This is a genomic window from Sulfobacillus thermosulfidooxidans DSM 9293 (assembly GCF_900176145.1).
Classification (GTDB): domain Bacteria; phylum Bacillota; class Sulfobacillia; order Sulfobacillales; family Sulfobacillaceae; genus Sulfobacillus; species Sulfobacillus thermosulfidooxidans.
Genome location: NZ_FWWY01000001.1, coordinates 2,353,100 through 2,372,200, shown reverse-complemented (window position 1 = coordinate 2,372,200; position 19,101 = coordinate 2,353,100). Strand labels below are relative to the sequence as shown.

The window sequence follows — 19,101 nt, the reverse complement described above, 5'->3', positions numbered from 1 at the left end:
CGAGAATAACGGCATGACACAGTCAAAACTTTGGCAGTCGACGCCGTTTTGGGCATTATCCCTTGGTCTTTTTCTCAATTCCTATATTTACGGTGTGGCTGCCTCCCAAGCGGTATGGCTTAAAGGCCACACCGTCCTGCTTTTAGCATGGGGTCCGCTTCTTCTCGCATTGGGTATTGGCCTAGGAGGCGTGTTAGCTGACTATCTAGGCCGCTTAAAACTGTTAATGGGAACACCCGTCCTGTATATCAGTGGATCTTTACTAATTTTGTGGCGTCCCCATATTCTCGGTCTTTTGATCGGATCCGCGCTCCTTCTAATTGCTGGAGGCATTGAAAGTAACACGCTGTTAACTTATGCCCAGGAATTGATCACCCCCAGCTTACGCGTCCAGGCCTTATACACGGAGCTCAATTTCGTCAATTTGGGAGGATTTGTGCTCGCCATTTATACCTGGATTGCGCCCAAATTGCCTGCGCCGTTCCGTCAAAATGCCGTAGCCATTGTGCCGCTGTTGTTGTCTGTACTCTCTTGGGTTGTGCGATCTCAACTCGTCGAATCCGCGTCGTGGGAATGTCACCGAGGCCAAAATATGACCTATCCCCAATTCCTTAAATTTTTTCCTCGCCTGCTCGTGTCATCGGTGTTTTCCCTCACCAACACGTCAGGTTTTTCCCTCTTGACTTATGCGTTTGGCACGGTGTTTTTTCCGCGCATTTTTCCTGTCTTCCTTCTCATCAGTACAGGTACCGCGGTTATGATTGGCCTTAGTGCACCGATTGTTGCCAAATGGCCCGTGAACCGGTTTCTCGTCTATGCCTACCTATTAGCTGCGGTGTCCGCCACTGCCGTGCGTCTTCATCCTAATCCTCAAGGCAGGCACTTTTGGCTCTTCATCATAACCTTAAGCGCGGGAACGTCTTTGAGTTATCTCGGAGAGGACACCTTTAAATCTGCCCATTGGCCCGATTTTTATCGGAGCCGCTTTACCGCTATCTCTCGTATCATCGGCCTCATCGGCTATATCCTCATTCTATGGGCTTTAAACCGCCAACCCTTTAACACCTTTCTCACAGTAATTGCAGGACTTTGGTGGATTGGATTTTTGAGTGCGCTGGTATGGCACGTCTTCTATGGGACAGTTTTAGTACAGGAATAGGTTCCAAAATCGTAATACAGAATAAATCAACATGATGCACTTGTTTAATGCGCCAACCTGCTTTAGTAGCTAGGATTTTCAACAGACGCAAGCTATATAATCGTCCTTGATGCGTTGTCAACTGGACTTCAATGGCAAATAACTGGGCCCAGAGATCTAAATCGGCGTCAGTTGTCACCAAAACCAGCCGGGTGGATTCGTGACTCGCGCGCGTTAACCGCTTCAAAAGGAGCAAGGTGGTTTCAATCGGAAAATTTTCAATCAACCGGATAAGACTGATGACATCAAATCTTCCATCCGGCAAGGACTGTAAAATATCGCCAGCCCATAATCTGATCTGAGGATGTTGTAAATGCTTGGAAACGCGCGCAATAGTATAAGACGTATCGACCATAGTCACTTCGACCCCAGAAGTCGCTAAAGTCAACGCTAATGTTCCACTGCCACCCCCAACATCCATCCACCGCATAGGTTGGGATATGGGCACATACTTCAAAACATAAGTATTGATTGGCAAGCTCGATTCTCGTAAACGGTCATCTTCTGAGGATTGAATACACAACGTGAGTTCGGTAGGTGAATAATTGGCCGCCAAGTTTAGCCATCGTCTCATCATATCCATTCGGTGGATACGGCGGGCAGGCAGTGATACGCCAGCCCAATACCACCTATCTGCTAATTGTCTAACATATCCTAAATCTTTGAGAATAGAAAGCAGGGATTTCCAAGAGATTGTGAGATTGTCCTGCAATCTATCTAAATCCTCGCGTCTAGCTCCCCGCTGTAATGCCTGATAGAGTCCCGATGCAACCACGGCATACAAGACCGCATCAATGTAAAAGTCTTGTTCCATTAATGCCCATTCCGCAATCAATGTCATTCCCCTTTCCCAGGCCGATTCCTCGGTGCGTGCTTTACACATACGTTGGTACCGCTAAAACGTGCACGGTCACCACCATACCGAGTGAAATGAAAAGAACAGGAAGCTACGAGGGAAAGAACTGATGACTTTCACAGAGGTTTTTTTCGGTCGGATATTTCACAGTTTTTCTCGGTTCAGTCCTTTTTTCTACAAGACACATAGACATTAGGAGACTTTAATGGGCTAAGACGGACCAATTTTTGATCGCCATGACAATCATCGGGCCCACAAACATCATCAGAACATTGAGCAGCAATAATGCGGGTAAAAGGGTCAACCATAACGGATCCGACTGCTTTTTTAGGGCCTCTTCTAACGCGAGTTGTTCTTCCATATCCCAGGCCTGAGAAATTGCATCTTCGGCTTGAAGACCGTTTTGATAGCCGTACGCCATCATCGTGGCGACCAAATCTCCTTCCGGCCCCGGATATTGGGTCCGAAATGTCAGAAGAGCCGAGGAATCCGCTCGCTGTGCACCAATCAATTTCGCCAAGTAACCAATATCTAAAGCCACTTCTGGCACCGCTAACACGGCTTGATCAACCGCTTGCCAAAACGTCATTCCTGCCGTCAAGAAAAAAGCGGTGGTTCGCCAGAATCGCACAAGGCTCCAACGCTTTTGGCGTATCATTTTACGGCTAAGAGGTGCTTTCCATTCGCCCAAAAACCCTAATAGGCTTATCCCCGTGAGTAACAGCGCACCGGTTAAGGTAGGGTGCCATAACCATGGGCCAAACAAGCCACCAGCTACCCATAATAGGGATGTCAACCTTAATGTGCGCGAACGCCAGACCATGACCACAATCCCCAGGAATAAAGCCGAAATCATCGCGGTCATGGCCGCACCTCATTGCGAATATGCCAAGAAAAAATCTGTAACACCAAAAAACTAATGATCCCGGATAAGATTAGCATCACATGTCCTAACCCTGTCCCAATAAATACTCCATAAAATGTCGGAATAGCCATTTTCAATAAGAGAAGAACCACATAAGGCGCCAGTGTGAGGATGAAGACGGTTGATTCTAACGTCATTTCTTCTAGCCGCCGTTGAAATCGCCACCGGCGTGATAGCGCCATGTGTTTTATCACATGTTCGATAATGTTCTCTAACGACCCTCCATAACGATCAGCCCATTTAGCCGAACTCGCCACCACCCGTATTGCATCAGTAGACCACTGCAACGACAATTCATCGAGCACACGTTCTGGTTCCGCATACAGCTGAATTCGGGAATCCGCCCGTCCCAGGTCATCTAAGGCATAGGCTAAACTCCCCCGGGCTTTTAACATTCGGCTGAGACGCCGCAAGAACAGTTCCGTTTCCTGTTCATTCAATTCTTGTCGCTGGCGTTGGAGACGACTTGTCCAAAACGTATCTAATCCCCAAACCATTAACAACGTGGACATTGCCACAATGTGACTGGGAAGTATCAAGGAGACAAGACTACCTAGAGACAATAAAACCGGTCGGTAGGACGATAGAAAGCCTGTGACACTAAGGCCCAGCAGCCCGGCACTCAATAGGATAGCACTATGCATGAAATGTCCCTACCTTAACAAATCCGGGGTGCGGTTCTTGTTGATATTGCCAAATAATATTCATAGTATCTTGAAGGGGTTGTTGAATGGATTCCACACGCCGAACACCATCAGGGTAACGGCGAACATAAATGATGACATCTAAAGTTTCTCGAATTTGCTGCACTAACTGGTCAAACGGGATACCTAATTGACGTCTGGAACACATCCGAGCTAAGCGAAAAATCGTCGCCACGCCACCTGATTGACTGTGCACGGTGGACAAACTCCCAGGATGTCCTGTCGACATCGCTTCAATGAGTTCCATAGCTTCTTCGCCGCGTACTTCCCCTACAATAATGCGGTCAGGGCGCATACGCAGTGCGTTAATCATCAAATCATGAATGGAATAATTCCGGTGTGCTTCCAAACTTACCGTATTGGCATGGTGGAGGTTAAGTTCCCGCACGTCTTCAATCGTAATTAAGCGTTCCCTATCATCCACAACAGCCGTGAGAAGGCGCAGTAAAGACGTTTTTCCTGACCCAGCCCCTCCCGCCACCACAATGTTGCGGCGTTCCCGAATAAAGGTCACCAACTCCTCCCATATTTCTGCAGTTAATGTTCCCCCTAACAAATAGTCATCTAATGTGAAAGGTTTGTGACGCGCCCGGCGAATGGTTATGGCTGCTTGTTCGGATATAGGGGGAAGCACACAATGAATCCGAGATCCATCCACCAACTGCGCATCACACACCGAAGTTTCCGTATTGAGTACTCGACCCGCACGGCTCGCTAAACGTTGGGCCAAAAGCGTGACATCTTCTTGGCTGAGAAATTTTTGGTCGACCTGGTCAATATGTCCGGCACGCTCACAAAAAATTTCTTCCGGTCCATTGACCATAATTTCGGTGACCCGGTCGTCAGTTAACAACGCATCCAAGGGTCCTAGTCCTGTAAGCCGGTTTAACAGGGAACGGCGATACAGAGTCATGGATGCGATATCCAATCCCTCCTCGGAAATCACCTGGTTAATTGCCTCTTCCAATTTCCTCAGCCGTTCGCGGTCCCAAACCAAATGCCTAAGCAATTCCGGATACTGGGATTGTATCGCTTGCTGCCAGCGGTCTACACGCACTCCCATGGAGGTGGATTCTTCCTGAGCACGCGTTTCCCAGATTGTCGATGATGAGCGAGTAGCATCATCAGGTTTCCATGAGTATTGGTTCATGCCTTAACACTCCTCCGTCATGGTGTTTTCCGCATTCAGCATAACGAAGGTTTGTGCCATATATCCTGTCAGACTAAGACACATGGGACAGGAGACTTAAGAGGGATTATGATACGCTGGACGATAGAATATGTCCCTGTGCATCGAGGAGATATACATCGACGACAACACCATCGCGCAACTTTGTAAGAATTTGGTTCCGCGCAGAAAGGGTCAATTGTTTTAGAAAGCGCGGATAATGGCGTGCCCGGTTAACAATTCCTCCTGCCGTCGTCAAATGCTGCATGTCTTCCATCACCGATGACTTCACTCCGCTGTCTCGCGCTAAATTCAATAACCACGTTAGGTCCACGGAGGATTCATAGGCATGAAGATCCATCGCCCCTTGCGCGACTTTGGTTAATTTTCCGGGCATGGCTGCAAAAATGACGCGTGTCACCGTCGGTCGAATATTAATAACATGTAAAGCATGTCCCAGAAACCGGCCAATTTCGACGACAGACTCCGGGGGGAAAGACGTAAAATATTGATCGGCCCACTGTTTAGAACGGCTTCCAGGAACTAAAACCACTTGATCATGATTCTCACAGGCCACTTTGGTCGCTAATACCACGGATGCTTTCCATGATGATAATGAATACGGCCGAACCAAGCCAGTTGTGCCCAAAATGGAAATCCCACCCACAATGCCCAAACGCGGATTGCAGGTATTTTGGGCAATGTCTTCGCCATGTTCTACCGCGACCGAAATCTTTAGACCCGCGTAAGACGAGAACCACGACGTGTCGAATACCGTTTCCAACATTTGCTGGGCTTCGTGCAAAATCATTTTTTGTGGAATGCGGTTAATAGCAGGAGCACCAAGACGTAAACCAAGTCCCGGTTTGGTCACACGTCCTACCCCTTCTCCCCCTTCCAAAACAATACCGGGAAGGGCAGTCCCTTGCACGGTCACCGTGATGAGTGCCCCATGTGTAACGTCTGGATCATCCCCACCATCTTTTTGAATCGTGCACAGCGCATGCTCTCCCTGTACCGATGCGGAATACACGGGGAGATGCGCTCTTTTGCCAATGGGCAACGTGACGGTCAAATCCGAAGGAAGGGGTTGGCCGGCAAGCAACCATAACGCTCCTTGTGTCGCTGCCGCAGCACATGTTCCGGTGGTAAACCCTTGTCGCAGACGCTTTTTGACGCCATCAACATCAACGTCCTCATAAATCGATCCGAGATATAAGTCGTCCACTAGGCTTTACCTCCCGCTGCCGTCTCAATACACGCCAAAAAGTCAGGATCTGATCGCCTGTATACAATATCCCCTGTTTACTATACAGGAGAAAGAGGATTTACACGCTCCTTGGTTGATCGGACTTTCTCACAATTGGGACATAAATAACCGCTCACGGCACACATTAGCCTTTCCCATTTCAGTCTAGGTCGGAGAATGCACGCGAATTTTACTTAAAATGAGCTGCTCCAATGCCTCTAATGAATTGACATGGCCCCCTCCCACATCTTCCAAGTCGCCGGATTCCGGTGCGCGGTGAACGACCACCACGGGAATTCCCCGGTCTAGCGCCGGCTGTACTTTGTCATGTAAATCATAACTACCCGCCTTTGTGACGACTAGCTTCGGCCGATATTGATCATATAATGCTGCATTTATAGATTGGGAAAAGGGACCCATCATGGCGATGATTTGCTGCGGAGCAAAACCTAGCGTTTCCGCCTTGTGAATAGAGGACGATTTTGGCAAAATCCGGATCACAGGGTTCACTTGGGGCCTTGGCAAAAGGACTTGCGCATACACATCAAGAAACTTGATGCCAACCATCAATAACACGGTCCCAGACATCGTTGCGGCAATCTGGGCAGCGTCCTCATGGCTTGTCACGGGATAAATCAACGAATGCTCACGAACTAATGAGGACCGGGCATACCTCACATAATCAACATGAAGAGTCTCACTAACGGTCTTAGCCAGGTGATGGATGGTCTTCGCATCGGGATGAGCCGCATCGACAATATAGTTCACATGGTGGTGCTGAACAAATTCCGTTAAGCTTCGATAATCAAAACTGCCGTGATGCACCTCGACGCCAACAGGCCAAGGATGGTGGCTGGGAGCATTTTGATAGGACAGGGTCACCGGTATCCGGCGAGCGGCAAGGCGTTGTGCAATTTGCCGGCCCTCAATCGTGCCGCCCAATACCAAAACCCGAAGGTCCGGTGAAGAATAATAGCCACGTGGCGTTATGAGACGCTCGTGCCACAGATACGTTTGCGAATTCCCAATCAGGACAAGGCTAAACATGTCAATTAAATGGGTCAATAGATGTTCCAAATCGGTCAAAACCACCGATTCACCACTCCGGGAAACGTTTCGGACAATGGCCACGGGCGTTTTAGGGCTACGGTAGCGAAGGACAATATCTCTGGCTTCTTCAATCTGATGCTGACGCTTCGCACTCCTGGGATTATATAAAGCGATCACAAAATCCCCCTGGGCTGCATGCTCAAGACGCTGTTTTATGGTGTTCCACGGCGTCATTAAATCGCTCAAACTTAATACCGCAAAATCATGCATAATAGGGGCTCCCACACGTGCTGCAGCCGCTTGCAAGGCAGAAATTCCAGGGACCATTTCGATAGGAGGCGGATTTACTGGATTATGTTGGCTTAAATACTCAAAAATCACGCCGGCCATCCCATAGATTCCCGCATCGCCACTTGACACCACCGCAACATCATATCCGTCTAGGGCATATTGCACAGCGATGGCTGCACGGTCAACTTCTTGTGACAGCTCTTTGGCGACAATAATTTGACGCTGTGCATCCAAAACCGGCTTCAAAAGCTGTAAGTAACCATGGTATCCAATCACGACATGAACTTGCCTTAAAATTCGTGTTGCAAGCGGTGTCATTAATTCAAGATCGCCAGGCCCCATGCCAATGATATAAAGGGTTCCTGTCATTTTTCTGGACCTCCTAATGATGATGAGCATGTCCATGGTGATGGTCATGATGATGGTCATGATGATGGGAACTTGGGTAACGGTGCACTGCCAAATGGCGCATCCATTCAACATTGTAAGCGGTATGTTCTCCCCGGAGCACTTCGTGCACTCTTTGCGCAACGATCTGAATAATTTCCTCTTCCAGACCAAAATATTGGGTCACAGACAGCTTCACATCGGGATGTTGCGCAGCAAACTCGTATGAAACCCGTTCAATTTTTTTAAATAAGGCTCCCGTAAACAAAAAGTAGGGCACCACAATAATCTTTCGCGCGCCTAATTGGTAAATCCGTTGAAGTCCTTGTGGCAAAGAAGGAAAGGTAATGCCAATAAATGCATTTTCTACCAGGGCATATTCCGTGCGTTCCCAAAGCATGCGAGACATTTGATAAAAATGTGCATTCGCCACCGGATCGGAACTCCCTCGGCCGACAAAGAGAATCCCTGTATCCGGATCAGCGGCAAAAGACGCTAAGCGGTTTAAGATTACGGTCATAATATCGGGATGAAATCCCAAATGATCTCCATAACGAATATGGAGATCGGAATAGGTTTGTGCAGCATGCGCTAATTCATGGGGAATATCCTGCATTTTGTGTCCGGCATCGAGTAACATAACCGGTACTGCCGCCAGATTTTTGACGCCGTTGGCTACCAATTCGTGAATGGTCTCATCAATCCTGGGGCGGGCAAATTCCAAAAATGCCCGGTATACGGGGATTGTCAAAGACTTTTTTAATATTTCGTCCACCTGTTTTACCATTTCATCAAATTGTCTCGATCCTTCTTCATCGCGACTGCCATGCCCTATCAGCAACACTGCGTCGACTGCTTCACTCATTATCCATTCCTCTTTTCTTGTTTTGAGATACCTTGAAATAGGCGTTAATCCAATGCGTTCAACAGCCCAACAGCCATTGTCACCCGTTCTGATTTGACCTTTCGGACAATCAAATCCCCTCCCTGTGCCGCTAAAATGGCGGCCGGTTCTGCTACGGCCATGGCACCGGTGACATGAAAGACATGAGGATTGTGCGTGGCCTGATGAAGGACGACTGTGTTTAATTCTTTCGCCGAGAAATATACAACGGGCCAGCCATGCGACGTGGCAAAAGTCCTCAACGCCAAATCTCCTTGCTTAATATCAATGGTTGCCAGCTGCGCCACACTGTCCACAGCAAGATGGTGTTCCGTAAATGTTTGGACCAATAGTTGTTCAAAATCCTCTGGGGGAGTATTGCGGCTAAAACCTATACCTACGCTCAAGACCTTAGGATGATAAATGAGAATAGGTTTGTTCCCGGTGGTATCGGGCGGCGGAACATGACGATGAGTAATCCAGATCCACCCTTTCATTTCATCCATGACGGGCTTGGGGACGGAGGTCCAACTATCGTAGACCCGAGATGCAAAATAATCACGATAATTCCAGTGTAAGGGACCGCTTTCTTGAATCACACCAATCGGTTCGTTATCCAACATCATACGCGACATCACAGGAATCGTGGTGGAAGGGTCAAGAGACCATTCCCATTCCTTTCCAATCATATCTAAGGCTGGCACTCCTAAACTCTCAGAGCCGGTCGTTATGACGGGAATTGCTTGTAATATCTTGGCCACGTCATACGTCGCTTGGTTCCCCCCTCGGCCATGGCAAGACAAAAGGCAAATAGCATAGTGTCCCGCATCATCCAAGACAGTCACACTGGGATCGGAATACTTATTGCGAAGGACAGGGGCGATGAGTCGGACGACCGCTCCCACGGACATAACAAATATCCAGTGATCATAGGCATGAAATTTGTCTCTTACAAGATCTTTCAATGGCCTGTTATAGATGTGCGTCGAGCCCATTGAGGGAAGGACCGCATTCCTGAGGCGATCCGGGATCCAGAGATCGAACACTTTGTGTGCACGCAAACGCTCGATAAGACGTAATCCCGCGCGCGAAATCAATACCGCTGCCCATGTTTCGTTCCTCATGTCGTCGTTCCTCGTTTATCCTCCTGTGGTTGTCGAAATAAATGAGAAAACGCAGGATCATACAAACGTGAACGAATATCCGAAGCATACTCTTCAATTGCTGGACCCGCCAAAATCAAGGCATGCCGATGAATCCGGTGATGACGTAAATCTTCCGATAACGTTTTCACCGTGCTCCAAATAATCTCCTCATCCGGCCACGTGACTTTATATGCCACGACTAACGGATCGGACTCTTTAAATCCGGCATCGAGGAGTTCACGCGTGACTTTCCCCGCAAGGGCTGCACTTAAGAAAATGGCCAAGGTTGCCGGAAAACGGGCCAAATGAGATAAAGATGCGCCTTGCGGCAGTTCACTGGCCCGCCCTTCGACCCGTGTCAAAATCAGGGTTTGCGATTTTCCTGGTACGGTTAATTCTTTCTTCAACGTGCTTGCCGCGGCGAACACCGAACTTACGCCGGGGATAACTTCAAAGGGAATGTGATGGGTGGCCAATGCCCGCATCTGTTCGGCAATCGCACCATAAACCGCGGGATCTCCGGAATGTAAGCGGGCCACAACATGATGTTGCTGGACCGCTTGCACCATCACACCGATAATTTCATCCAAATGATGATCGCTACTGGTAACAATGTGAGCCGAGGAGCGACAATACGAAAGAATTTGCTTGTCAATGAGTGAATCCGCGTAAATGACCGTATCGGCCTGTTGAAGAATGTGCATCCCCCGAACGGTTAACAATTCCGGATCGCCAGGACCTGCCCCGATAATGTACACCGTTCCCGGTTTAATCTCTTTCATGGGTTCCCTGCCTTCATAGGTTTTTGACCATTGGGAGAAACGATGAGAAGTGACATATAAGGTAACGGCCTTTCTTTTAACATGCTAATATCCGTGATCATTTCTTCGTCATCCAACCCAATATGGGATAAATAGACGGTATTGGTCAACAACTGGCGTGACGCCAATAAATTATAAACCTCCTCAAATACCTGAGCCACTTTCAAAATAACGACCGTATCACACAGATCAAGCGCTTTGGCCACTTTCTCGAGATTATGGGAAGCCGGAATAATCGCCAGGGACTGGTGAGATTTTGTTAACGCATGCCCCCACCGGGCGGGGCCAGCAAGAATCGAGGATATGCCCGGCACGATACGGACCTTGACCTCGGGACATTGGGTTTTAACAGCCTCAGCGAGATAGGAAAAGGTGGAATAGAGTGATGGATCGCCTTCCGTCACAAACACGACATCGGCCGGTTGTCGCAAATACAATAAGCTTTGGTCAGCCGCTTCTTCCCATGCCTGATGTAGCAGCCGAGGATCACGCGTCATGGGAAATCGTAATCGCAAGACGGTTTTCTCCGGTCCTAAATATGGTGCGATAATCTGCTCGGCCCGGCCACGATGACCATCGGCACCGTAAGGCAGGGCAATAATGGGGACCTCTCGCAAAATCCTATCGGCTTCTAATGTCAACCATTCTCGATTGCCGGCACCGGCTCCTAATCCGTATAATGTGCCACATAATTTCATTACGCTTTTCAACCTTTCTACGGGTCATCGTCTGTCACATGATTTCATTCTCGGTCCAAGCTTCCTGCGCTTTGTGTTGCCATAAAAAGTTTTCCGGGTTCAGTTGTCCATTTTGCCTCGCTTGCCAAATTCCCTTTTCTCTCGCTGGATGTCCCTCTTATCCTAATCAGCTTGCGAGCTGCTCCCATGATCTCCACTATTACCAGGAACCTGCACAGGTTTTTTCACCGAGACAACAAAGACCGGATTATCAGGAAGAAACCGCGGGATGGTCATCTTATCATCCATCACGGCTGTTTGCACCATGCGCACGCTCCAAGAATACTCCTTGGGAAAAAGCTGTGGTATAACAGATAGATGATCAAAGCGAACCACATTCAAGACGATCATGCCTCCAGGCTTTAAACGCTGGCTAACCGTTTCAATAATGTCGGGGAGGCGTCCCCCTGATCCGCCTACAAATACCGCGTCTGGATCAGGCAGAAGATCAAGAATCTCAGGGGCTTCCCCATAAATGGGCGTCACAGATGCCTGATGGCTCCGGATATTTTCGCACAAAATCTGATAATCTCGAGAGTTCGCTTCAATGGCAAAAACTTGTCCCCTAACACCAACAATTCGGCTGGCATCAATCGCCACCGATCCCGTTCCCGCCCCGATATCCCACAGTATACTGTGTTGATGTAACCCAAGTTGGGCAATACTGATAGCCCTGACTGGCTTTTTGGTAATCATGCCAGGTTGCTCGGGACGATGGTGAAATGTATCATCCTCGTAGCCAAAGGGCTGAAATCCAGCTTGATTATTAATTAAAATCACGACTGCATATTCGCCCAGACACTGATTTTGAAGCTCTTGTGCCGTCCCCACCGTAATGTGTTCATTATCCCTATCTAGGTTTTCGCAAACATACATAGACACCCCAGGCAAACCGGCGGCGACAAGGATTTGAGCGATTTTCCCCGCGTGATGGTCGGGATCAGTCAGTACCACCACCTTGGGATAGCGCACAATCCAGGCGATCACCGGTTCTATGGGGCGTCCATGAACGCTTCCAAAAAACGCATCGTGCCATGACATTTTTATTTTGGCAAAAGCCCGCTGAATGGACGAGACCTGCGGAATCACGACCAGCCTTTCAGCCCCCAAAGAACGGTATAAAAAATCCGCAATGCCAAAAAAGTTTGGATCTCCGGTCGCGAGCACGATCCGTTTTTGATTAGAATTCTTCTTCAAATGTAGAGCCATTTGCTCAAGGGGCGGTATGATGGCATACTTTTTAGGACCCTCTGGAACGTGTTCCAATATGAAACGACTGCCATAGACAATATCCGCCGTTTGAATAAGACGCTGTCCATCTTCATCCAATTGGTCCAAGCCTTGAGACGGCAGACCCAAAACATAAATCGGATTGGCTATCATAAGCCTTTCTTGTCCACCAGCGTCATCAAGGCGTTAACAATCGCAGCCCCCACGGGACTTCCTCCTTTCATCGACAAATTGGTCACAAAGGGAATTTTTTGCTGCTGTGCCAGGAGCTCTTTAGATTCCTTGGCCATGACAAAGCCCACCGGAACCCCGATAACCAAATGGGGAGTCCAAAGCTTTTCGTCAATTAGCCGTAAGGTTTCTAATAATGCGGTGGGCGCATTGGCAATGACCACAATCCCCTCATTACCGTGCACATCAAATGCGTGCCGAATGCCCCAGGCTGACCGTGTTATCCCTAATTTTTTCGCCATGGTCTCTGCATTATCATGATCCACATAACAAAAACTCTTGAGTCCGAGACTCGCCATCATCGTGCGATTAAAGCCTACCTCAACCATATGGACATCGGTAATCAGCGGTATATGGCGCGTTATCGCCTCAATCCCGGCGTTGATGGCCTGGGGATGAAATTGCATCGTATCCCGGTATTCCCAGTCCGCTGTCGCATGAATAACCCGCTCAATGATACGACGTTCTTCATCCGAGCAGTTTAAGCTGGTTAATCCTTGACGAATTTGCCAAAAGGACTGCTCATAGATTTGTTCAGGAGTCATGGGCGTCACTTCTAGGCCCCCTCTTCTAACGTGCCATATTCGGCGTGAAGAACCTGGGCAATTTTCTTTGCCCAATGCATCGCAATCCGACTCGTGTCCGCATCAATAACTTGGAGATGAACGGGACTTTGATCTAACGCTTGTTTGCACTCTCTAGCCCGTACAACATGTTCATCCCAATGGGTTGTTATCCCCGGCACTTTGCCATCGGTCATCAGATAAAGTTCAAAGACCCAGGGGACCTCCCGGCGCCATTTTTTTAATTGAAGAGCTGTCTCCTGCAATCCCTCCCACAACGGAGTATTACCGCGGGCTGGCATCCTCTCAAGAACGGCCCGAAGCCTTCCCAGTTTATTGGTAGGCGCTAGAACAACTCGCGCACTCCGGTGACCAAATGTTAATAGGGAAAAATATGCCCGCTTACGATACGCTTTTTGCGCGATCTTCATAATGGTGCCTTTCACCCGTCCCAAGCGCTTAATACTTCCCATAGACGCACTAGTATCCACCACAAAGACCACGGCAACCGGACGGGGATGTTTTGATTTACGAAAAATCAAATCGTTACGACCCCACGCGTGACTGGGGGATGTCCCATGCTGCCGTTTAATTTTTGCCGTTATCGTTCCCGGCCAGTCAATTAATACGGCATTATTGTCATGAGCACGGCGTTTGCGGTTTTTCCCCCGTAAATAAGATAAAGATGGTTGTCCTAGCCGGCGTGAGATCAGAAGACGCTTTCCCGTCTCCTTCTTCGTACCCGCATTATGGCGCCAGGGACCAAAATCCCCAGAAGCCATCAAATGATTGGGCAAATGCATAGGGATCATTCGCTCAGCATCGTCTCCGTCTCCCGGACTGTCAATGTTTTCATGGTGGGCACTGACACCGGAAGACTTTGGAGATTGTGGCATTGACGATGCAGGCGACGGGGCTGCCTCGTCCCGGGAGCGGTCTTGACTACTACTATTGTTATGGCCGCGGGGCGGAGGGGGAGACAAGGGCCGGGTTCGGTGACCCAAGACCAAGGGTGCCACGACATCAACATCCCCCGTGTCGACCCACGTCTTGCCATTCAAGGCGGCGTAGGCCCGAGCCGCCTCAGCCATGACAATATCGGCTCGTAGGCCTTCAACATGGGCTTGTACCGCGCGTTCGGCAATATAGCGCAAAATCGCGGTCGGCATCGCAATTTCTGGCAACAACTGTCGGGCATTAACCAGCCGTTCCCGCCAATTTTGGATGGAGCTCTCCCATTGTTCGATAAACAACTCCGGTTGTTGATCAAATGCGAGTCGCCGTTCGGTAATTAATACCCGCTCGTCAATGCTTTGAGGGGTGGTAATCTCGACCGAGAGCCCAAAGCGGTCTAAGAGTTGGGGGCGAATTTCACCCTCTTCAGGATTCATGGTGCCCACGAGCACAAACTGCGTTGGATATGCCAATGAAAATCCATCCCGTTCAATGTGGGCCATACCGGAACTGGCAGCATCCAATAATAAATCAATCAATTGATCGTCTAACAGATTCACTTCATCAATGTATAAGATGCCTCGGTGCGCCTTAGCCAGCAGCCCCGGAACAAAACGGGTGTGGGACCTCCTCAGCACTTCCTCCAAGTCCAAATGGCCTAAGACTCGATCTTCTGTCGCGCCTAAGGGCAACTCAATAAAAGGAGCTTGTCCCATAATCGTTTCCGATGTCCCTTGTTCGCACACAGGACAAAAGGAAAATGGATGGATGGGATCGCAATGGTAAGGACAATCTTTGCGCAAGGCAATAGGAGGGAGAATTTGGGCAAAGGACCGCACCGTCGTGGATTTGGCATTGCCGCGTTCACCTTGTATCAAGACTCCGCCAATGCGTGGAGATATGGCCGTCAAGGCTAGGGCTAATTTCAGTTCATCTTGGCCAACAATCGCGTCAAGAGGCATTACATAATCAGTCATCGTCTTCTCCCCACTCTTCTAAGGTATTCTCTGTTTCCATTAACGCGTCGACAACGTTTTCATAGATGGTGGGATCAGGGTGTTCCCACATACCACGTTGATGCGCTTCAATCAGCCGCTCAGCAATGTCTTTCAAGGCCCAGGGATTGGACTTTTGGAAAAATTGACGAACGTCGTCATTGGTAACATAAGCCTTGGCCACCTCGTCATACATCCAATCCTCCAATAAATCCGCCGTGGCATCATAGCCAAATAGGAAGTCCATCGTGTTCGCCATTTCCAGCGCCCCTTTATAATCATGACGCATGGCCGCTTGAATCCATTTCGGATTGACAACACGACTACGAAACACGCGGTAGGCCTCATCTCGAAAAGACCGTACCGTCGACCGAGTAGGATCCGAGGAATCCCCAAAATATAGATCAGGCATCGATCCGGTGAGAGAACGAATAGATGCGGCCATTCCTCCATGGTCTTGGAGATAGTCATCACTATCAAAAATATCGTGCTCGCGGTTGTCCTGATTTTTCGTAGCAATCTGAACCCGCGCTAAGCGTGCCGACAATTCCGGATAAGCAAACGTCCCATAATCTGTATCACTATAGGCATAACTCGACCAGGTTAAATAGATCTTGGCTAAATCATCGGGATTTTGCCACTGTCCCGTGTTTAAAGCCGGAAGAATCCCCGATCCATAACTTCCTGGTTTACTTCCAAACACGCGCCACAAAGCTTGATGAGCCGCTTGCTCGGCAGATTGTCCTTGGGCTATTGCCTTATCCCTATCACTGAGCCAGTGCGCCCGCACGGGATTGAGATCGAGGGGTTCATCGACCTGAGCCACCATAGTGACCGCCTGGTGAATCAAATCGATGACATTGCGAAAAGCGTCGCGAAAAAACCCGCTAATACGGACTGTAACATCCACGCGAGGACGCCCCAATTCTTCTAAGGGGATAATTGCGAGTGATTGGATACGCCCGTTCGCTTGTTCCCATACAGGGCGGACTCCCAATAAAGCTAAAATCTCGGCCACATCATCTCCCCCTGTCCGCATCGCAGCGGTACCCCAAACCACAATGCCAACAGAGTGAGGCATCTGTCCGTGATCTTTTTGATATTTCTCTATCAATTCTTTGGCTAGGCGCTGTCCCACTTGCCATGCCGGAATGGAAGGGATGCTTCGCGGATCCACTGAATAGAAGTTACGCCCGGTCGGTAAAACGTCAATCATTCCCCTGGTTGGAGCGCCGCTCGGGCCAGGAGGGACATATCCCCCATCTAAGCCGTGTAACAAGGCCGTGGTTTCGGTTTGCAGATCCTTCAAAAAGGGAACAATCCGGGTTTGCACCACTTCGATTACCGAGGCGCTTTGGGGTAATTGCTCGGGTCTTTCACCCTCCACACTCTGAGCTAATAGAGTTTTTGCGAGCTGCTCCACCGCCTTTTTCACATCCCCATAAGTTCGCCTGACGCTTTTAGGCAAATAAGACTCAATCCAGGAGGGAACTGGACCCCAATAAGGACGTCCTAAATTGTCCTGAAAATCCGCCCAATTAATGCCCAAATCTTGACACAAGGCCTCGGGCATAGAGGGAACGGTATTGGAAAAGGGCAGGCGGGCCATGGCATAAAGGAGTTCTCCCCAATTCTCTGGGGTCTGTGGGCTTTGCCCTAAAATGTGTAACCCGTCACGAATTTGCCGCGCTTCCAATTCACAGAGATAGCCGTCAATCTCGAGAAGATATTGCGGAAAATCTTGAGGCCGGTCCCATTGATTAAGATCTCGATTCAAGTGAATAGATTCCGCCAGTTCCCAAATCGCATCTTGAATTATGGGCAATTTACTCGGGTCCAGCGTTTCTGCTTGATAATATTGATCAAGCAGTTGCTGCATTTTCACCAAGTCATCGTAAAGGCCCGCGGCTGTAACAGGAGGCACCATGTGATCAATCAATACGGCATGACTGCGCCGTTTGGCTTGGGTTCCTTCCCCGGGATCATCCACGATAAACGGGTAAAAGTTAGGTAAGTCCTCCAACACAATATCGGGAAAACAGTCTTGGGACAATCCGATCCCTTTTCCTGGTAACCATTCCAAGGTTCCATGTTTTCCTAGATGAATCACGGCATGGGCCTGAAATTCCTCCCGGATCCATTGATAATAGGCTATGTAATGGTGCGAAGGCGGTAATTCCGGACTGTGGTAAATTCCTACCTCATCCTCGCCGTTCCCCCGGGGTGGCTGAATGCCCACAAAAATGTTGCCAAATACACAACCAGGAATCCTCATCGACGCGTGCAAATGCTCCCCTTGTCCTGGCGCGGCTCCCCAATGTTTCTCCACCTGGTCCCGCACTAAAGGATTTAGAGCCTGGTACTTTTGTGAATACTTCGGAACCGGCAATTCAGCCATTTGCCGCCATTGTTCTTCGGTTAGGTAATCCTCATCATGGGTTCCCCGGGCAATCAGTGTTTTCATTAGCTCATCGCCGCTCTCCGGAAGGGATTCACGTGGCCCCACATCGTACCCACTTTGCGCCATTAAGTGCAATAACTTCACTAAAGACTTTGGCGTGTCTAGACCAACAGCATTGCCGATACGTGAATTTTTCGAGGGGTAATTCGTTAAAACAAAGGCAATGCGGCGGTGGGATACAGGCGTTCGGCGCAATCTGACCGCTTTGGTGACCATATCACATAACCGGCTAATGCGGTCCGGAATTGTGACATAACGTCGGCTCCGGATACCATGAGATGTCGATGGTTCCTCTTCCCGGAATGAAATCGGAATGGTAATAATCCGGCCATCAAATTCCGGAATAGCTACGTTCATGGCCGTTTCGAGAGGTCCAAGTCCCAAGGCACTGGCGCGCCATGTTTTCTCCGATCCCAAAGAAATCAGCGCTTGAAAGACAGGTACGTCCCATTGCATCAACAAGTTGGGCTCACCTTGATGCGCTAACCGGCCAGATACGCCCTGCATCTCTTCTTGGAGTCCCACCGTCGCAAAACTCATCGTAATAATTGCTGCATCAATTCCGTTTAACCACGCGGCTACTTGCTGATCGGTCTTGAGGGATTGGGTAAACACGGGGAGTGGGCGCATATCACGGTGAATCAGTTCGGTTATAATCGCATCGATAAACGAGAGATTTCGGCTTAACCAATGAGCACGGTAAAATAAAATGGCTACAATAGGACGGTTATCGTATGGTTGCGTTACCTCCTGCCACTGTTCTCGCGTCAAGGGCTCATCCATAGTTGGCCAATAAATCCCCGTCCACGCCTCTTCAAAAGGAGGTTCATATCCATAGTGCGTGCCAAGAAAATGATCGGACACAAAACCTAGGAGATGATAAAAGTTGCGTTCTCCTCCAAGGGCTGCATAACGCATAGCTTGTTCGGACAATACAAAATCCACATTCGTAACCCTTTGCAATTCCTCACTAGGTTCGAGATCGCCAGGCCATGCCATCAGAGGAATCTTGTTCTGCCAACAAAGTTGCACAATATTATCAAACAGATGAGGACACGCCTTCCGTCCCCCTAAAAGGCGCATAATCACCACTTCCCCATGATCGGCAATATGCTGCAAAATATCACTCTCATTGACGGGCTCGGTCAGATTGACAGCCATGACATCCCAGGGATGCGATGAGTCACGTTCACAGGCTTTCGATAAACTTAGCAAATCGGTCTCAGCAGTCGTTAAATAAATTATCATGCGTT

15 protein-coding genes are annotated in these 19,101 nt (G+C 49.1%); 1 reads left to right on the top strand and 14 read right to left on the bottom strand.

From position 1 onward, the window contains the following. Nucleotides 1–13 precede the first annotated feature (13 nt). On the top strand, nt 14–1,159 hold the full coding sequence (locus B8987_RS11935; RefSeq protein WP_084661633.1) for an MFS transporter: 1,146 nt from the start codon (nt 14–16) through the stop codon (nt 1,157–1,159). Here the strand turns inward: B8987_RS11935 and B8987_RS11930 are convergent. The 14 genes from B8987_RS11930 to cobN all read right to left on the bottom strand — a co-directional run bounded on the left by B8987_RS11930 (nt 1,071) and on the right by cobN (nt 19,096). Then, a complete protein-coding gene (locus B8987_RS11930) occupies nt 1,071–2,081 on the bottom strand; it encodes a class I SAM-dependent methyltransferase (protein WP_084661632.1) in 1,011 nt (336 codons plus the stop codon). The genes B8987_RS11935 and B8987_RS11930 overlap by 89 nt on opposite strands. 175 nt (nt 2,082–2,256) lie before the next feature. Then, nucleotides 2,257–2,919, bottom strand: a complete 663-nt coding sequence (locus B8987_RS11925) for a hypothetical protein (RefSeq protein ID WP_084661631.1) — start codon at nt 2,917–2,919, stop codon at nt 2,257–2,259. Continuing rightward, nucleotides 2,916–3,623 (bottom strand): type II secretion system F family protein, encoded by a 708-nt coding sequence (locus tag B8987_RS11920; RefSeq protein WP_084661630.1) that lies wholly within the window; start codon nt 3,621–3,623, stop codon nt 2,916–2,918. The genes B8987_RS11925 and B8987_RS11920 overlap by 4 nt, the downstream gene beginning before the upstream one ends. Next, nucleotides 3,616–4,833, bottom strand: coding sequence for a TadA family conjugal transfer-associated ATPase (locus tag B8987_RS11915; RefSeq protein WP_084661629.1), 1,218 nt, complete (start codon nt 4,831–4,833; stop codon nt 3,616–3,618). The genes B8987_RS11920 and B8987_RS11915 overlap by 8 nt, the downstream gene beginning before the upstream one ends. 106 nt (nt 4,834–4,939) lie before the next feature. After that, a complete protein-coding gene (locus B8987_RS11910) occupies nt 4,940–6,079 on the bottom strand; it encodes a cobalt-precorrin-5B (C(1))-methyltransferase (RefSeq protein WP_084661628.1) in 1,140 nt (379 codons plus the stop codon). A 186-nt stretch (nt 6,080–6,265) separates the two neighbouring features. After that, complete coding sequence (gene cobJ / locus B8987_RS19665) at nt 6,266–7,810, bottom strand: precorrin-3B C(17)-methyltransferase (RefSeq protein ID WP_176213243.1); 1,545 nt, start codon at nt 7,808–7,810, stop codon at nt 6,266–6,268. Between the two features lie 13 nt (nt 7,811–7,823). Continuing rightward, nucleotides 7,824–8,693, bottom strand: a complete 870-nt coding sequence (locus tag B8987_RS11900) for a sirohydrochlorin chelatase (protein WP_084661627.1) — start codon at nt 8,691–8,693, stop codon at nt 7,824–7,826. Between the two features lie 44 nt (nt 8,694–8,737). Further along, nucleotides 8,738–9,835: a cobalt-precorrin 5A hydrolase gene (locus B8987_RS11895; RefSeq protein WP_084661626.1), complete on the bottom strand. Its 1,098-nt coding sequence runs from the start codon at nt 9,833–9,835 to the stop codon at nt 8,738–8,740. Further along, on the bottom strand, nt 9,832–10,638 hold the full coding sequence (cobM, locus tag B8987_RS11890) for a precorrin-4 C(11)-methyltransferase (protein ID WP_020373880.1): 807 nt from the start codon (nt 10,636–10,638) through the stop codon (nt 9,832–9,834). Before cobM ends, B8987_RS11895 begins: the two co-directional genes overlap by 4 nt. After that, a complete protein-coding gene (gene cobI / locus B8987_RS11885) occupies nt 10,635–11,375 on the bottom strand; it encodes a precorrin-2 C(20)-methyltransferase (protein ID WP_084661625.1) in 741 nt (246 codons plus the stop codon). The genes cobM and cobI overlap by 4 nt, the downstream gene beginning before the upstream one ends. Before the next feature lie 162 nt (nt 11,376–11,537). Next, a complete protein-coding gene (gene cbiE / locus B8987_RS11880) occupies nt 11,538–12,797 on the bottom strand; it encodes a precorrin-6y C5,15-methyltransferase (decarboxylating) subunit CbiE (protein ID WP_084661624.1) in 1,260 nt (419 codons plus the stop codon). Continuing rightward, complete coding sequence (locus B8987_RS11875; RefSeq protein ID WP_242940708.1) at nt 12,794–13,420, bottom strand: precorrin-8X methylmutase; 627 nt, start codon at nt 13,418–13,420, stop codon at nt 12,794–12,796. Before B8987_RS11875 ends, cbiE begins: the two co-directional genes overlap by 4 nt. An 11-nt stretch (nt 13,421–13,431) precedes the next feature. Continuing rightward, on the bottom strand, nt 13,432–15,369 hold the full coding sequence (locus B8987_RS11870; RefSeq protein WP_084661622.1) for an ATP-binding protein: 1,938 nt from the start codon (nt 15,367–15,369) through the stop codon (nt 13,432–13,434). Beyond that, nucleotides 15,362–19,096 carry a cobaltochelatase subunit CobN gene (cobN, locus tag B8987_RS11865; RefSeq protein ID WP_020373885.1) on the bottom strand — a complete coding sequence of 1,245 codons (3,735 nt, stop codon included), beginning with the start codon at nt 19,094–19,096 and terminating at the stop codon, nt 15,362–15,364. Before cobN ends, B8987_RS11870 begins: the two co-directional genes overlap by 8 nt. Nucleotides 19,097–19,101 lie beyond the last annotated feature (5 nt).

Bases quoted from the DNA above. Each gene is read 5' to 3' on its own strand.
- cbiE (WP_084661624.1), bottom strand. From the start codon at position 12,797: ATGATAGCCAATCCGATTTATGTTTTGGGTCTGCCGTCTCAAGGCTTG.
- B8987_RS11875 (WP_242940708.1), bottom strand. From the start codon at position 13,420: ATGACTCCTGAACAAATCTATGAGCAGTCCTTTTGGCAAATTCGTCAA.
- B8987_RS11900 (WP_084661627.1), bottom strand. From the start codon at position 8,693: ATGAGTGAAGCAGTCGACGCAGTGTTGCTGATAGGGCATGGCAGTCGC.
- cobN (WP_020373885.1), bottom strand. From the start codon at position 19,096: ATGATAATTTATTTAACGACTGCTGAGACCGATTTGCTAAGTTTATCG.
- cobM (WP_020373880.1), bottom strand. From the start codon at position 10,638: ATGAAAGAGATTAAACCGGGAACGGTGTACATTATCGGGGCAGGTCCT.
- B8987_RS11895 (WP_084661626.1), bottom strand. From the start codon at position 9,835: ATGAGGAACGAAACATGGGCAGCGGTATTGATTTCGCGCGCGGGATTA.
- cobJ (WP_176213243.1), bottom strand. From the start codon at position 7,810: ATGACAGGAACCCTTTATATCATTGGCATGGGGCCTGGCGATCTTGAA.
- B8987_RS11930 (WP_084661632.1), bottom strand. From the start codon at position 2,081: ATGTGTAAAGCACGCACCGAGGAATCGGCCTGGGAAAGGGGAATGACA.
- cobI (WP_084661625.1), bottom strand. From the start codon at position 11,375: ATGAAATTATGTGGCACATTATACGGATTAGGAGCCGGTGCCGGCAAT.
- B8987_RS11915 (WP_084661629.1), bottom strand. From the start codon at position 4,833: ATGAACCAATACTCATGGAAACCTGATGATGCTACTCGCTCATCATCG.
- B8987_RS11870 (WP_084661622.1), bottom strand. From the start codon at position 15,369: ATGACTGATTATGTAATGCCTCTTGACGCGATTGTTGGCCAAGATGAA.
- B8987_RS11925 (WP_084661631.1), bottom strand. From the start codon at position 2,919: ATGACCGCGATGATTTCGGCTTTATTCCTGGGGATTGTGGTCATGGTC.
- B8987_RS11920 (WP_084661630.1), bottom strand. From the start codon at position 3,623: ATGCATAGTGCTATCCTATTGAGTGCCGGGCTGCTGGGCCTTAGTGTC.
- B8987_RS11935 (WP_084661633.1), top strand. From the start codon at position 14: ATGACACAGTCAAAACTTTGGCAGTCGACGCCGTTTTGGGCATTATCC.